The 16,008-nt window shown below is 36.8% G+C and carries 16 protein-coding genes; 8 read left to right on the top strand and 8 right to left on the bottom strand.

The window, feature by feature from the left end; all coding sequences use genetic code 11:
• Positions 1-18 precede the first annotated feature (18 nt).
• Genes ACR1PO_RS00245 through ACR1PO_RS00235 form a run of 3 tightly spaced genes read left to right on the top strand, consistent with a single transcriptional unit; the run spans position 19 to position 2,202 of the window.
• Positions 19-681, top strand: a complete 663-nt coding sequence (locus ACR1PO_RS00245; RefSeq protein ID WP_332386651.1) for a histidine kinase — start codon at positions 19-21, stop codon at positions 679-681.
• A gap of 33 nt (positions 682-714) precedes the next feature.
• The gene (locus tag ACR1PO_RS00240) at positions 715-1,290 is read left to right on the top strand and encodes a glutathione peroxidase (protein ID WP_131434190.1); all 576 of its coding nucleotides are present in this window, start codon (positions 715-717) and stop codon (positions 1,288-1,290) included.
• Positions 1,291-1,299: 9 nt separating this feature from the next.
• A complete protein-coding gene (locus ACR1PO_RS00235) occupies positions 1,300-2,202 on the top strand; it encodes an ADP-ribosylglycohydrolase family protein (RefSeq protein WP_433985418.1) in 903 nt (300 codons plus the stop codon).
• 4 nt (positions 2,203-2,206) lie between these two features.
• Here ACR1PO_RS00235 and ACR1PO_RS00230 read toward each other — a convergent pair whose 3' ends face one another.
• Positions 2,207-2,863, bottom strand: a complete 657-nt coding sequence (locus ACR1PO_RS00230; RefSeq protein WP_332386654.1) for an NAD(P)H-binding protein — start codon at positions 2,861-2,863, stop codon at positions 2,207-2,209.
• 114 nt (positions 2,864-2,977) lie between these two features.
• On the opposite strand from ACR1PO_RS00230, the gene ACR1PO_RS00225 reads away from it, so the two are divergent.
• Both ACR1PO_RS00225 and ACR1PO_RS00220 read left to right on the top strand, forming a co-directional pair.
• A complete protein-coding gene (locus ACR1PO_RS00225) occupies positions 2,978-3,331 on the top strand; it encodes an MmcQ/YjbR family DNA-binding protein (protein WP_433985417.1) in 354 nt (117 codons plus the stop codon).
• A gap of 84 nt (positions 3,332-3,415) precedes the next feature.
• Complete coding sequence (locus ACR1PO_RS00220; RefSeq protein ID WP_433985416.1) at positions 3,416-3,907, top strand: hypothetical protein; 492 nt, start codon at positions 3,416-3,418, stop codon at positions 3,905-3,907.
• A gap of 9 nt (positions 3,908-3,916) precedes the next feature.
• Here the strand turns inward: ACR1PO_RS00220 and ACR1PO_RS00215 are convergent, their stop codons facing one another.
• Complete coding sequence (locus ACR1PO_RS00215; RefSeq protein ID WP_433985415.1) at positions 3,917-4,966, bottom strand: acyltransferase family protein; 1,050 nt, start codon at positions 4,964-4,966, stop codon at positions 3,917-3,919.
• Positions 4,947-5,876, bottom strand: coding sequence for a bifunctional riboflavin kinase/FAD synthetase (locus ACR1PO_RS00210; RefSeq protein WP_433985414.1), 930 nt, complete (start codon positions 5,874-5,876; stop codon positions 4,947-4,949). Before ACR1PO_RS00210 ends, ACR1PO_RS00215 begins: the two co-directional genes overlap by 20 nt.
• Before the next feature lie 207 nt (positions 5,877-6,083).
• On the opposite strand from ACR1PO_RS00210, the gene atpD reads away from it, so the two are divergent.
• The 3 genes from atpD to ACR1PO_RS00195 all read left to right on the top strand — a co-directional run bounded on the left by atpD (position 6,084) and on the right by ACR1PO_RS00195 (position 8,861).
• On the top strand, positions 6,084-7,592 hold the full coding sequence (atpD, locus tag ACR1PO_RS00205; RefSeq protein WP_002979246.1) for a F0F1 ATP synthase subunit beta: 1,509 nt from the start codon (positions 6,084-6,086) through the stop codon (positions 7,590-7,592).
• Between the two features lie 88 nt (positions 7,593-7,680).
• Positions 7,681-7,962 carry a FoF1 ATP synthase subunit delta/epsilon gene (locus ACR1PO_RS00200; RefSeq protein WP_041461756.1) on the top strand — a complete coding sequence of 94 codons (282 nt, stop codon included), beginning with the start codon at positions 7,681-7,683 and terminating at the stop codon, positions 7,960-7,962.
• Positions 7,963-8,042: 80 nt separating this feature from the next.
• A complete protein-coding gene (locus ACR1PO_RS00195) occupies positions 8,043-8,861 on the top strand; it encodes a hypothetical protein (protein ID WP_433985413.1) in 819 nt (272 codons plus the stop codon).
• 399 nt (positions 8,862-9,260) lie between these two features.
• Here ACR1PO_RS00195 and ACR1PO_RS00190 read toward each other — a convergent pair whose 3' ends face one another.
• The 5 genes from ACR1PO_RS00190 to ACR1PO_RS00170 form a co-directional block, all read right to left on the bottom strand.
• Positions 9,261-11,450, bottom strand: coding sequence for a B12-binding domain-containing radical SAM protein (locus tag ACR1PO_RS00190; protein WP_433985412.1), 2,190 nt, complete (start codon positions 11,448-11,450; stop codon positions 9,261-9,263).
• A 111-nt stretch (positions 11,451-11,561) separates the two neighbouring features.
• Positions 11,562-12,323, bottom strand: coding sequence for a polymer-forming cytoskeletal protein (locus tag ACR1PO_RS00185; RefSeq protein WP_433985411.1), 762 nt, complete (start codon positions 12,321-12,323; stop codon positions 11,562-11,564).
• Between the two features lie 206 nt (positions 12,324-12,529).
• Positions 12,530-13,408, bottom strand: a complete 879-nt coding sequence (locus ACR1PO_RS00180) for a DMT family transporter (protein ID WP_433985410.1) — start codon at positions 13,406-13,408, stop codon at positions 12,530-12,532.
• 67 nt (positions 13,409-13,475) lie between these two features.
• Entirely contained in the window at positions 13,476-14,747 is a 1,272-nt protein-coding gene (locus ACR1PO_RS00175; protein ID WP_172617008.1) for an aminotransferase class I/II-fold pyridoxal phosphate-dependent enzyme, read from the bottom strand.
• 83 nt (positions 14,748-14,830) lie between these two features.
• A complete protein-coding gene (locus ACR1PO_RS00170; RefSeq protein ID WP_002979259.1) occupies positions 14,831-15,868 on the bottom strand; it encodes a PLP-dependent cysteine synthase family protein in 1,038 nt (345 codons plus the stop codon).
• Positions 15,869-16,008 lie beyond the last annotated feature (140 nt).

The raw sequence follows: 16,008 nt of genomic DNA, 5'->3' as shown, positions 1-16,008 counted from the left end.
AATTTATAAATAAAATTAATGAAGAAGTTATTATTAGTATTCGGACTGATATTTTCGCATGTCGCATTTGCACAGACCGCAAAGGAAATTATTGACAAAAACATTGAATTCTCCGGAGGGTTAACCAATTGGAAATTATTGAATTCGGTATTGCTTCAGGGAAAAGTAATTTTAGGAATCAAAGATGAATATCCGATAAAAATCTATCAGCAGCGTCCGAATCTTACTAAAACATTGATTACTACCGGTGGAAAAGAAACCGCAATTGAAGGCTATGACGGAACTAAAGGCTATGCCATGAATTATGCAGCCAATAAGCTTCAGGAATATCCAGAATATGTTCCGGAAAGTTTTGACAATGACTTCATTGATTGGGAAAACAAAGGTTTTGAGGCCAGATATCTTGGAAAAGAAAAAGTAGGAGAGATCTACTGCCATAAGGTTGAACTGACCAAGAATGTCAATAAGAACATGTATTATTTTGATGCAAAGACATATATGCTGATCAAAGAAGTGAAAAAAGATGAAACACTTGTATATTCTGATTTTAAAAAAGTTGGAAACCTTATCATGCCTTTCAGAATAGAATCATCAAGTGCTAAGAAAGACGGAGATTATGTGATGCTGCTCAACAGAATTGATATCAACAAAGTGTTTCCTGCAAATATTTTCAAGTTTTAATCAACTGCGGTTCGCTGCAAAAAATTATAAAAAATGAAAAAAATTTTTTTACTGCTGCTTTCATTCATCGCATTTCTGCAAAGCTGCACCAACCAAAAAAGTGAAGTTTCTAAAGCTAAAACCAATGAACTTATGGGAAAAACAATATACGACTTCAAAGTAGAAAGTCTTGATGGTAAAGAAATCAATTTTGCTGATTTCAAAGGAAAGAAAATCCTGATTGTCAATACCGCTTCAGAATGTGGATTTACCCCGCAGTATGCAGATCTTGAAAAAGTATACGAACAGTATAAAGATAAGCTGGTAGTGGTAGGTTTCCCTGCCAATAATTTCGGAGGCCAGGAGCCTGGAACGAACACTGAAATCGGGGCTTTCTGCCAGAAAAACTATGGTGTAACATTTCCTATGGCTGCAAAAGTATCTGTAAAAGGTGATGATACAGCTCCTATCTTTAAGTATTTAACAGAAAAAGAGCTAAACGGAGTAAAAAATACAAGCATCCTTTGGAACTTTACCAAATTCCTGGTTGATGAAAACGGAAAACTGATCGATTCTTTTGTAAGCACTACAAAGCCAACAGATGAGGCAATTACAAAGTATCTGAAATAAGAAATATATATGGATTTTTTGGATCGGTTTGAAGCCTGTATTATTAGCGGAGCAATTGGAGATGCGTGGGGAAGCAGCTATGAAAATGAAATAGAAACCGATGATTCACATATTTATTATTTAGGAAAAAAGAGCATAAAGCGAAGAGTCTGGAATATTACAGATGATACACAAATGACACTGGCAACCTGTGAGGTTCTGTCTGATAGCTTTACTCCTGAAAATCTTATCAATAGATTTATAGAATATTACAGAAGCCGCAAATTAACAGGTATTGGCGCTTCTACACTTAAGGCAATTTTAGATACTGAAGCAGGTCTTCATTGGAGTCAGGCTGGACGAATCGGAGAGTTTGCTGCAGGAAACGGAGGAGCGATGAGAATTGCTCCTTTTGCTTTTTTCTCAGATATTACAAGACAGAATGTTTACGAAGCATGTAAATTAACACATAGAAATGATGAAGCCTTTGCTGGAGCTTTGGCTGTTTTTCTTTCTATAAAAGCTATCCTCAATTCTGACTGGAATGGAAAAAATAATCTTTTTGATATTATTATTCCAGAAATTCCTGATACAAATGTAAGAGACAGGTTAATCGAAATCAATTCAATTGGAAATAACGCTTCAATTTCAGAAATATCAAAATTGGGCAATAATGGCTATGTTGTTAATTCAGTTCCTTTTGCAATTTATTGCTCAACCAAAATTATTGATTTAGGTCTGGAAGAAATGTTGAAACAAATTATCTTTTCGGGAGGAGATACAGATACCAACGCTTCAATTGCCGGACAAATTGCCGGAACATTGATCGGAACTGAAAATATTCCTTATGAATTAATTTTAAAACTTAGGAAATTACCCGATTACAAATGGATCAAGCAGGTTATTGATACAACAAAACACAAGATAAGGTAAAATATTATTGGTTGCTTTTTTCCGCAAAACAGAAAATATTCCCCAGTTTTATACTGGAATAGCCGTTGCTTTTTATTTTCGAAGAGTTAATCATTGCCTTTGCCAGGATATCAGTCGGCAGAGGTTTTTGACTTTCCAGCAGTCCAAGTTTATTGGCAAATTTTATAATGCGGCTGCCTAACACCTCTCCCGTTCTCTCAGAATTTTTTCGCTCAAGCATTCCCGGTTTGAAAATAGTGATCTTATTAAAATGTAACTGTTTTACAGCTTCTTCAAGTTCACCTTTCATTTTGGAATAGAAAATTTTAGACTGCGGGTTAGCTCCGTAAGCTGATACCAGAATATAATCTTCCACATTGTTCTCTTTCGCTGCTTTTGCAAACTCATATTGATAATCAAAGTCTACTTTCTTTTGGGCTTCCTTGCTTCCGGCATCCTTTAAAGTAGTTCCCAGACACGAAAAAGCAACATCCCCTTTTACCATATCTTTCCATTCTTCAGGTTTTTCAAAATTCACAACATGAACCTTAAGCTTATCATTTTGAATATCAACAGGCTTTCTGACGAAAATATCCACTTCATCAAATTCTTTATCATTGAGTAACTGATTCACCAGATCTTTTCCTGTGGCACCTGTAGCACCTATTACCAGAGCTTTCATAATAATTGTGATTTTGTGAGATTATTCTTTCTTAAATTTACTAAATTTGAATTAAAGAGTAAAGAACTAATTTAATCATTACTCATTATTGATCACTCATTACTCATATTGAATATGGATGCCAACGAAATTTTAGATTACTGCCTTGCTAAAAAAGGAGTTACGGAAAGTTTTCCGTTTGATAACGAAACACTTGTAATGAAGGTAGACACCAAAATGTTTTTATTGATGGGGCTTGAAAGGCAGCCGCTGGCGATCAATGTAAAAACAGATCCCGAATGGAGTGCAGAGCTTCGTGAGCAGTATCCACAGATTACAGGTGCATACCATATGAACAAAACTCACTGGAATTCTGTAACAGTAGATGGATTGAAAAGAGAGCTGATCTTTAAACTTATTGACCAATCCTATGATCTGGTTTTTAAATCCCTGACTAAAAAAGCTCAGAATGAAGTCAATTCTTTATAAAGAATAAGAAATAACACAGGGGTATGGTATTTGTTATCTTTCAGCAGTGAAATATGTATTTAATAATAAATAAATAAATAACAAATGAGAAATCACCTTTTATTATTCGTAACGGCCGGAACATTGATGCTGGCAAGCTGTACCAAGCCGGTAAATAAAAACACTGACACAAAAACAGAATCTGCTGTACCAGCTTCTGAAAAAACTCCCGGAACTCTTAAAATAGAATTTTCAGGGACAGATCAATTCACCATAAAAAGTGCCCTGCTCAAAGTAAGCTTATATGGGATAGATGAAAAGCTGGCTGATGCCCCTGCCACATTAATTACAGAACAGGAATATGAACAGAAGTCGGTACCTTTTACCATCAATCTGCCTATACCTGAAGATGCAGAAAGCAAGATTAATCCAAAGCCAGCAGGTCCTGCCAAATATTATGTGGCGATAAGCTGGGATTCTGACGGTAACGGGAAAGCCGGCGAAAAAGGCGATATTGTTATAGACTATGACAAGCAGTTTCCGAATGTGAAACTGAATAATGAAACTCAGAAAATCTACTTAAAAGTATTGAAATAAATCAAAAGGCTATTCCGTGAGAATAGCCTTTTCTGTAAATAAATCTTTATATCCTAATGCTTTCTTTTCGATCAGATGCCAGGAAATATACCCCAGGAGAATTGAAAGCGGTAATGAAAATATAAACAGCATAGCTGTATCCAGTTTAAAAAAGTACATCAGGGCCTGCTGGATCGGGAAGGAATAAATATAAATCCCGTAAGATGTATCACCAATCACTTCTCCTACCTTATTGAGATACCGGGTAGAACTCTTACCAATAAGTATGACAAGCAGAGGCATGGTAATATAACAGGTATACCTGAAGATGTTTAAGTATAGACTCACTACAAGAACGATAAAGGAAAGTATAATGAGAATGTTTTCTGTTCTTTTATTGGTGTTCAGATAAGTCAGTACCATTCCTCCGGCGAAAAAGCACATCAGATTGTAAAAATGATTGCTTCCCAATGCCAACTTGTGAAACAATCCGTAAAGAAAATAAGGATGAAAGATGCTTAAAATATAGCTTGATATAAATAGCAGAATGACAACAATTTTCACAAAAGTCTTTTCCCGGATAAAGAAAAGGAACGATACCATAACATACATACTGAATTCATAGCAGATCGTCCATAAGCTCCCGTTGATACTATGCTTATAGGGGTTGGTTTCAAAAACGCCATCAATGCCTTTCTGACGGAAGAATAAAGTAAGATTCTGAGGAATATAAGTATATACGGAAGTATTCTTTAAATACGGAACCGTACTTTCATACACAGCCGGGGCCAGTAATACGGTAAGGAAAAGTACTACCAGGAGTGCGGGGAAAAGTCTTAACAGTCTTTTCCAGTAGAAATCCGGAAGACCTTTGCAGCGAAGCAGGCTTTTAAAAATCAAATATCCGGAAATAATGAAAAAACCATGAACCCCCAGATAAGAAAATTCCATTTGTCCGTGGGTGAGTTGTGACAGAGGATCGCCTTGGGCAGCTCCTGAAAGAGCATAGGAATGGGTAATGACAACAAGACTTGCAAAAACCAGCCTTAAAAAGTCAAAATTATTGCTCCTTGAAATCATATTCCTGTGTTAATCTTTTATCCTCATCCAGTCTTTCGATCAATTTGTCAAGACCTTCAAATTTGATTTCATCATGAAGAAAATCCCTGAAACTTACCGTAATCTTTTCGTCATAAATATCATCATCAAAATCAAGGATATAAACCTCCACAGTTAGTTTTTCTCCGTTTACCGTCGGATTGGTTCCAATGCTCAGCATTCCTTTGTATTGGTTGCCTTTTACAAACACCTCTACAATATAAGCTCCTTTTTTAGGTAAAAGCTTGATAGATTCCGTATCAATATTGGCTGTTGGATATCCTATAGTCCTTCCGATTTTCTTGCCATGCACCACAGTTCCGGAAACAGAATAAAAATAGCCCAGCATTTCGTTGGCTTCTCTAATATTGCCTGCTAAAAGCGCATTACGCACTTTTGTGGAACTGATGTTGTTTTCATGGATATTGATAGCCTCCATTTGTTCAACCTCAAAATCAAGTTCTTTTGACAATTTTTGAAGAAGCTCAAAATTTCCGCTTTTGTTTTTTCCGAAAGAATGGTCATATCCTATAATAAGGTATTTTACATTGAGCTTATCAATTAAAATCTGACGTACAAACTCTTCTCCGGTCAGGTTTCTGAATTCTTCATCAAATTCTTTCAGGAACAGATTATCAATGCCATATTTTTCAACCAGCTGTTTCTTTTCTTCCAGGGTATTCAGAAGCTTTAAATCTTCGTTAGGATTAAAAACAAACCTTGGGTGCGGCCAGAAAGTAAGGATAGCAGTTTCCAGATTGTTTTCTGTACCTATTTTAGCCAGCTCATCGATAATACTTTTGTGTCCGAGATGTACCCCGTCAAACATTCCTAAAGATAATGCTAAAGGCTTTTGTGAGGAATAATCTGTAAAATTCTTGAAAACTTTCAAAACGGAAAAATTTTGATTGCAAATATAGATATAATGTAACAATCTATCAATATAACGATGTATCAATATTTCCTGAAGGCAAAATATGAGTGTGGGAGAGGTAAATTGCTGGATTGGTAAATTTGCAAAAGCATGATAAAAATCTTTTTTTTACCAATTGCGGGTTTATGAAGAATCACTATATTTGCACCAAGAAAAAATTTAGCAATGGCAAACCAAATTAAAGGTAAAATTTCTCAAATTATTGGTCCGGTAATCGACGTTGTCTTCACAGATGTGGAAGCTGTTCCAGCAATCTATGACGCGTTAGAAATTACAAAAGAAAACGGTGAAAAAGTAGTTTTAGAGGTAGAACAACATATTGGCGAAGATACAGTAAGATGTATTGCAATGGACGCTACTGACGGTCTTAAGAGAGGACAAGATGTAATCGGATTCGGAAATCCTATTATGATGCCAATCGGAGAGGCTGTAAACGGAAGACTATTCAACGTTGTTGGTGATGCTATCGACGGACTTCAAGATATTTCTAAGGATGGTGGTCTTCCAATTCACAGACCAGCTCCAAAATTTGATCAATTATCAACTTCAGCAGAAGTTTTATTTACAGGTATTAAAGTAATCGACTTAGTTGAGCCTTATGCAAAAGGAGGTAAAATTGGATTGTTCGGTGGTGCCGGTGTAGGTAAAACAGTATTGATCCAGGAGTTGATTAACAATATTGCAAAAGGACACGGAGGTCTTTCTGTTTTCGCCGGAGTAGGTGAAAGAACGAGAGAAGGAAATGACCTTTTGAGAGAGATGTTGGAATCAGGTATCATCAAGTATGGTGATGATTTCATGCACTCTATGGAAAACGGAGGTTGGGATCTTTCTAAAGTAGATTTAGAAGCGATGAAAGATTCAAAAGCTGCATTCGTTTTCGGACAGATGAACGAGCCGCCAGGTGCAAGAGCTAGAGTAGCCCTTTCCGGTCTTACATTAGCTGAGTACTACAGAGACGGTGGAGAAAGCGGACAAGGTAGAGACGTACTTTTCTTCGTAGACAACATCTTCCGTTTTACACAGGCTGGTTCTGAGGTATCTGCACTTCTTGGTCGTATGCCATCAGCGGTAGGTTACCAACCGACACTTGCTTCTGAGATGGGTGCGATGCAGGAAAGAATTACTTCAACTAAAAACGGTTCAATTACTTCAGTACAGGCGGTATACGTACCTGCGGATGACTTAACTGACCCGGCTCCTGCAACTACGTTTGCTCACCTTGATGCAACTACGGTACTTGACAGAAAGATTGCTTCATTAGGTATCTATCCAGCGGTAGATCCACTGGCTTCTACTTCAAGAATCCTTGCTCCGGAAGTTATTGGTCACGATCACTATAACTGTGCTCAAAGAGTAAAAGAAATCCTTCAAAGATATAAAGCACTTCAGGATATCATCGCGATCCTTGGTATGGAAGAACTTTCTGAAGAAGATAAAGCGGTTGTATACCGTGCAAGAAAAGTTCAGAGATTCTTATCTCAGCCTTTCCACGTAGCAGAGCAGTTTACAGGTATCCCGGGATCATTGGTAGACATCAAAGATACCATCAAAGGATTTAACATGATTATGGATGGTGAATTAGATCACTTACCAGAAGCAGCTTTCAACCTGAAAGGAACTATCGAAGAAGCTATCGAAGCAGGACAAAAAATGTTGGCTGAAAACGCTTAATAATTAGACATAAAGATAACAGATACAAGACATGAGACTTTAAGGTTGTCTGAAATCTGAAATCTGAAATCTTCCAATCTAAATTAAAATGAATATAAAAATTTTAACACCAGAATACGTAGTTTTTGAAGGTGAAGTAGACTCAGTGTTATTGCCTGGAAAAAATGGTGAATTCCACATCATGAAAAACCACGCAGGAATTGTTTCTTCTTTGGTAGGAGGTGATGTAAAGCTTTTTGCTAATTCTATTGATGAGGCTTTTGCTAAAAACTTCACTAAAGAATCTGGAAAAGACTCTGTTTTTGCTTATGCTATCAAAAGCGGTGTTGTAGAATTTAATCATAATAAAGGCATTATCCTTTGTGAATAATTAAATGAAAAGCTAAATATATTTTCAAGAAAGTGTAACTTTGTGTTACACTTTTTTTATTGATGTAAAAGTCTGATTCTATGAAGAAAAGTATAATCATATTCTTTACAGTTCTGAGTGTTTTCCTTCATGCTCAGAATATCAAAACCAAGAGGGGGATTATTAATATAGACGGCATTCCGGTGGCTAAGCTATCCAACAAATCCAGCGAATATACTTTTATGGATCTGAAGGAGACCCCGATATACACGATAAAGTTTATTGATAAAAGTATTGTTGACTCTGTACGTGACAGTTATATCAGTATCAACAGGGTATACAACAGGGATAAAACTATTGAAGTAGACTATTCATCCCCTTCTGCATTTTCCGGAGAAGAAAAATCTGCAGTTTTTACTTCAGTTAAAGATCTTAAAATCATTGATAACAAAGGCATTAATGTCAAAAATCTTGATGAGCTTTTTTCCAATGTTCCGAAAAGGAAACTGGACGCTAAAACAAAAGACGCTTATGCGATCAGAAAGAAAATAGACAAGATGAATATTGAGGTCAATAAAGTGGGGGAGATTCTCAGCAATGGTGTTCCTGTAGGCTATTTTACCAATTTACCTGTAAGCTTCGGTTCAGAAGATACAATCATGGATAAAACCCCTATAGATATTGAGATCTATGATGCCAAAAGCAAGCTTATCGGAAGATATATCACCACTACAAAACAGCTGAAAACAGCTGGAGGGAAGTCTTTTACAATCTATAGAGAAATGTCCGGCAGAGCTTCAATCCTGAAATTCCCAACCTATAAAGCATTGGCAGAGCGCATGGCTATTATGGATCCTAATTTTATTAAAGTTCAGGAGAAAGTATCTGTGGGTACCGTATCAAAAGAAACTCCCAATTAATTAAGCATTAAAAGAAAAATATTCATATCAATAGGAACGGGCTTTAGCCCGTTTTTTTATTATGGATTAAATTCATCCGGCTTCAGCCAAAACCTATAGTATAGAAATCTTATTGATCATTTGCTGAATAACCACCCCGTCAAAAATTCTTTGAATTTCGACACCCCTCCGGAGGAGGGGAATATTTTGCCGTTTTATTTATGATATTTAGAAGTTGGATTTGATTGTTTAGGTTTGAAAAAGTAGAAGATTTTATTCTCTCAAACCAAAATCAAGATCTGTGTAAATCCATGAAATCTGTAGGAGATCATAATTCAATAGAAGCAGATGTTATTCGTTCAGAAAAAATTCACAAAATTCTGCAATCTCAAAAATCCCTGAGAAAAAAGCGGTAAATTTTTATAAACTCAAAATCACTCCGTTTTCCTTCAATTGCTGTATCGGTTTTGAGAACCAAAACAGTTCAAAATCATCAAAATTTTCTTCAAACTGATTCTTAAGTTGTTGAACTGTAGGTTTTTTAGAATTTTCAATAGCATTTTCTTCCAATACATTCATCAGCCATTCAGCTTTTTCCTGTTCCAGCTCAATCTTTACAATATTGGTTTTTAAATGGAATGTAAGCAGCGTATACGTACCAGAATATTTCTTTTTATTTTTTATGCGATTCTCAGCGATTACATTTTTCGTAAGAAAGACAACTTTGGAATTGGCCTTCAATTGAAACTGTCCATCTTCCAAAAGACAGTCGTGAATATAATCCGGATGAATGGTTGTTCTTGGAATTTTAAAATCAAACCATTCCTGAAGCGGCAGTTCAAAATTGACTCCATGCATATAATTGAACAGAGATTTTTTTAATCCGAAGCTAAACTTGTTATGATCGATTCCTGTTTTATCTTTAAAATCCACATCATTATTGGCAAACAGAATTTCCTGCTTTACGGGAACCACTCCAAAATCTTCCGGGCTCATTCCAACAGGCGAATGTGCCGTCATAGCAAACTGATGCCAGAAACCACTTTGTAGAATACCCATCTCAAACATCTGTCGAACCATTTCTAATGAATCAACAGTTTCCTGAACGGTTTGGGTAGGATAGCCATACATCAGATAAGCATGAACCATAATTCCGGCCTCCGTAAAATTTCTGGTTACTTTGGCAACCTGTTCCACAGAAACTCCTTTATCAATTAATTTCAGCAGCCGGTCACTGGCCACTTCAAGCCCACCGGAAACAGCAACACATCCTGAAAGTTTCAGAAGATAGCATAAATCGCGGGTAAAGCTTTTTTCAAAACGGATATTCGTCCACCAGGTAACCACCAGGTTTCTTCGGAGGATTTCCAGGGCCACTTCTCTCATTAAGGCAGGTGGGGCCGCTTCATCCACAAAATGGAATCCTGTTTCGCCGGTTGTCCTGATCAGTTCTTCAATCCGGTCTACCAGAATTTTAGCAGAGATGGGCTCATAGATCTTGATATAGTCTAAAGAAATATCGCAGAAGGTACATTTTCCCCAGTAACATCCATGTGCCATCGTCAGTTTATTCCACCTTCCATCGCTCCATAAACTGTGCATGGGGTTGGCGATTTCGATAACGGAAATATACTGATCCAGTTTTAGATCTGTATAGTCGGGAGTTCCTATTTCGGACTGTTTAAAATCATGTCTTTTAGAATTGTTCTTATAGACAACTACATTATTTTCGAGCAGAAAAGTTCTTTTAAATTCACCTTCTTCCGTAGTGGCTTCTAAATTCTGATGAAGTAATTCCAAGGGAAGTTCCCCGTCATCTAATGTAATAAAATCAAAAAACTCGAAGACTCTCTGGTCTTTAACTTCTCTTAATTCTGTATTGGGAAAGCCTCCTCCCATTGCAATTTTAATATGAGGATAATGCTTTTTGATCCATTGTGCACATTTGAAACCTGAATACAGATTACCCGGAAACGGTATTGAAAAACAAACCAGCTTCGGCTGTATGGTTTCGATTTTTTCCTGAAGAATTTTTAAAGTAAACTCATCAATAAAGGTGGGTTCACCTGATAACTTAGAATGTAATTCATCAAATAAGTTGGCACTTTTTCCAAGACGTTCGGCATATCTGCTGAAACCGAAATCAGCATCGATATTTTCTACAATATAATCGGAAATATCTTCTAAATAGAGCGTTGCCAAATGTTTGGCTTTATCCTGAAGTCCCATATTTCCAAAAGCAAATTCCATATCATCCAGCTGGTTGAAGCGGGACGCTTCGGGAAGAAAATTCATGCTGCAGATCTGCCTTGCCAATGTTGGTGTTTTGCCCTGTAAAAAAGGAATAACCTGGTCTATCGTTTTTAAATATTCTTCTCTTAAAGCATAAATTCTCTGGGAGTTTTCAGAGGTATTCTGAAGATCAATCTCTTTATTGAAAACCTTCTGAATTCCGTCTTTTGAAAATAAATCCAAAATAACATCGATCCCCAGATCTACCTGATAACTGGAAATATTTTTGGTATTTAAAAACCCTTTAATATAAGCCGTTGCAGGATAAGGAGTATTAAGTTGGGTAAAAGGCGGAGTAATAAGAAGCAGGTCTTTCAACAGAAATTTTTTGCAAAGTTATTCCAAAGTTTTTTTAGAAAAAAATTTTTTCCCCTGATTATAAACAATGAGGAAAAGACTTTAGAGCTCCGGCTTATTGCAATTTCTGTCTCAAAACAAATCAGCAGGCTTAATAAATAAATTATCCGGAGGATTATTTTCAATAAAGCTTAAAAAAGCATCTTCATCGAAATATCCGTCCTGATCAAGAATTGCAGGATTCAACAATGCCATTTCACTGGATTTTTCGAGACTGATATTCTCAATGAATTTTCCGGTTTTCCCGGTTATTTCATTATGAAAACTGATTAAATATCTGGAGTAAATATTTCCTTCAGCTACGGTGTAATGCCCGTTTTCTGCAATAAGCGCGGTCATAATACTGCCTCCGGTATAGGTTTCATTATCATTCCCCGATGCTCCGAACAATACTCTGGCAGTAATGGTTCCTGAACAGTATAAAGAACCGTTGATGATTATATTTTCTGCCTGTATATTACCGGTTACAATAAGAACAATATAGTCTTCCACATATAGTTTTCCGGATAAATGAAGATCACCTTCTATAAGAACAATTTTATATCCTTCGCCTTCTTTGGTAATCAGTTCGAGAGAAGTATTGTTTTCACTTTCTGTGAGGACAATTTCAGGGGCATCATTTTCATGATTGGTTTCCAGAGAGGCTTCTCTTATTTTCTCTGCAATTTCATCATCCAGCATTTCAAGAAATTCAGCAAGACTTTCTTCATCTAAGGGGCTTTCATTGAAAAAGTTGTTTTCAAGAGCTTCATGGGTGATATTGTATAATTTTTCTGAGTTTGCTTTAATTCTATTATATAATTGATCTTTAGTAAGTTTCTGCAATTCTTTCATAGGCTTTTATAATCAATGCATTTATCTGTTATAGAAGGGGAACACCTATCAATAGACACCTGCAATATAGTCAGATAAATTTTGTTATGCCAGAGGCCATAATGGATTGTTGAATTTTTTTTCAATCAGATCAACAGATATAGATGGTTACTTTTTAATTAAATGGTGTGATCTTATTGATATCAATCATTTCAGGATAATAAAGTCTAGGTATGATTCAGTTTTTTACGATCTGTAATTACATTTAAGGTAACTCCTAACAGGATCAGTGTAATCCCGATCAATAAGTTATTGGTGAATTTCTCATGAAACATCAGGACACTTACCAATACGGCTACTACCGGTTCCAGCGCCCCCAGAATAGCAACAGGAGTAGATCCGATATATTTGATAGCATATACCAGACAAAGACTGGAGATTACCGTTGTGAGAAATGCAAAAATAAGAAAGTTAATGAAAATCTCAGCCGAAGGGATAGCGAAGGATGCATGAGCCATTGCAGCTTTGCTCATAAAGAACATGGATGTAAAAAGCATAGAATAGAAGGTGAGTTTAAACCCTGAAACCCTGATGTTTGATTTGTTGACAATCACCATATACAGAGCATAAAAAAGCGAACTGAGCATTACAATTCCCAATCCTGTAAAATTGATTTCCAGCCCGTTTCCTTTCGTACATAAAACAATAACCCCGGCAAAAGCAAGAAGTAAAGAAACTATGGATAATCCTGTAAGTTTCTCTTTATAGAAGAAAAACATCAGCAATGCGACAATAACAGGATAAATAAATAAAACGGTAGAGGCAATTCCCGGAGTAAGGAAATCATATCCTAAAAACAGAAACTCTGAAGAAAGCGCATAGCAGATACCAAGGATGGCCAGAATTAAAGTTTCTTTTTTATTAATTTTAAAGCTTTCTCTGGAATACAGCAGATATCCTCCCACCATTAAAGCCGAAAAGAAAAATCTGTAAAACAGCGTAATATCCATTGAAAAGTGCGCCTGCTTGACAGGCAGGATAAAAATCGGAATCAGGCCATACGAAACAGCCGACAGAATTCCCAGTGTGTAACCTCTAAGTTTCATGTGCTTTTATAGTTATTAAACAAAAAAGCCACTGAATCAATCAGTGGCTTTCTTTTATTTTGATGAATTAAATCGGTTTAAAACTTAATCCTTGTTCCTGCAGTAATTTTTGCTCCTGCTCTTTGTAGTAGCCACCTACCAGTTTATCATGAATAGCTTCAAATGCAGCCAGAGTTTCATTGATTTCTGCATCTGTATGAGAAGCGGTAGGAATAAGTCTTAAAAGAATCATTCCCTTCGGAATGACCGGATATACTACCACAGATGTGAAGATACCATAATTCTCTCTCAAATCCTTTACCAATAGAGTAGCTTCTACCGGAGTACCCTGCATCATTACAGGAGTTACACAGGTATTGGTATCTCCAATATTGAATCCTCTTTCTTTAAGTCCGTTCTGTAGTTTGTAAACATTCTCCCAAAGTTTAGCTTTGATCTCTGGTCTTGATCTTAATAGTTCCAGTCTTTTCAGACCTCCGATAACCATTGGCATTGTAAGAGATTTTGCGAAGATTTGTGATCTCAGGTTGAACTTCAGATATCTGATGATTTCTTTGTCACCCGCAAGGAATGCTCCGAAACCAGCCATAGATTTGGCGAAAGTAGAGAAATATACATCAATCTGATCGTTGCAATCCTGCTCTTCACCCACACCGGCACCTGTTTTACCAAGTGTTCCGAAACCATGGGCATCATCTACCAATAATCTGAACTGGTATTTTGATTTAAGATCGCAGATCTCTTTGATTTTTCCCTGCTGGCCTCTCATCCCGAAAACCCCTTCTGTGATCACAAGGATACCACCTCCTGTTTCCTCAGCTACCTTGGTTGCTCTCTGAAGGTTTTTCTCAAGACTTGCCATATCGTTGTGCTTGTAGGTAAATCTTTTACCGGAATGAAGTCTTACTCCATCCACGATGCAGGCATGAGAATCCATATCATAAACAATTACATCATTTCTGCTTACCAGGGCATCAATAGTAGAAACCATTCCCTGATAACCGAAATTCAATAAATATGCTGATTCTTTTTTTACGAAGTCTGCCAATTCCCTTTCCAGCTGAAGGTGCTGGTCTGTTTCTCCGGACATTGCTCTTGCTCCCATCGGGTAGAACATCCCATACTCAGCAGCAGCTTTTGCATCCGCTTCAATTACTTCAGGATGATTACACAGCCCTAAGTAGTCATTGGCACTCCAGAAAATTACTTCTCTACCCTGAAACTGCATTCTAGGGCCGATAGGTCCCTCTAATCTTGGGAAAATAAAATAGCCTTCACCATAATCTGCAAATTGTCCAAGTGGTCCTGGATTTTCTTTTATTCTTTCAAAAATATCCAACATTGTATCGTAATTTTTAAGTAAAAAAGCCTTTTTTGTCAGAACACGCAAAAGGCTTTATTGTATCGTGATTTTATTCGTTCTTATTTGATAAACTCAGTTTTGAAAACTTCGTCATAGTTGTGAACACAGTTGTTGACAAATCCCTGTTCAGCCATCCATTTATCACTGTAAACTTTAGTGATATATCTTGAGCCATGGTCAGGATATATTAAAACAACCAGGTCGTTTTCTGTAAGTTCATGAGATTGGGCATACTGCATCAGTCCCTGTGTTACGGCTCCGGTAGTGTAGCCACCCATGATCGCTTCTTTCAAAGCAATTTCGCGGGTTCTGTACGCGGACATTTCATCATTTACCCTTACAAATTCATCCACCTTGTCGAAAAGCAGGGCAGAAGGGATCAGGTTTTTACCCATTCCCTCGATCTGATAAGGATGTACATCTTCTTTGTGAATTTCTCCTGTTTCGTGATAGCTCTTCAGAATAGAACCATCCGCATCTACTCCGATGATCTTGATGTCCGGATTTTTTTCCTTCAGAAACTTCGCTGAACCTGATAATGTTCCACCAGTTCCAGTGCAGGCAAAAAGGTGAGTGATCTTACCTTGTGTCTGTTCCCAGATCTCAGGACCTGTCGTCTGGTAATGTGCATCAATATTAAGTTCGTTAAAATATTGATTGATGTAAATAGAATTAGGAGTTTCCTTAGCGATTCTTTTAGCTACTTCATAATATGATCTCGGATCATCTGCCGGTACATTGGCCGGACATATATACACCGTGGCTCCCAATGCTTTCAGGTAAGCAATTTTTTCGGGTTTTGTTTTATCACTTACTGCAAGAATACATTTATATCCCTTAATGATACATACCATCGCAATAGAAAACCCGGTATTACCGGAAGTAGTTTCTACAACTACAGAATCTTCTTTTAAAAGGCCTTTTTTCTCTGCGTTCTCTATAATATGAAGTGCGATTCGGTCTTTGGTGGAATGTCCAGGATTATATGATTCTAACTTGGCATATACGGTTGCTGGAATATCTTTTGTAACAGTATTTAGCTTCACCATAGGAGTATGTCCTATCAGGCCAAGGATATTATCGTAAACATTACTCATTATTTGTTATTTTCAATAAAAATCTGACTGCAAAAATACAAAAAAATAAATAATTACTAAACTTTTGTTTGATTTCTAGGGCATAGTTTGTAAAAAATTATTTTCGTATTTTCAGTTTTGACACGAGTATAATCGCAAAT

The sequence above is a fragment of the Chryseobacterium amylolyticum genome, from assembly GCF_051011775.1.
Lineage (GTDB): Bacteria > Bacteroidota > Bacteroidia > Flavobacteriales > Weeksellaceae > Chryseobacterium.
The sequence above is the reverse complement of the archived record's forward strand: the minus strand, read 5'-3'. Positions and strand labels throughout refer to the sequence as shown.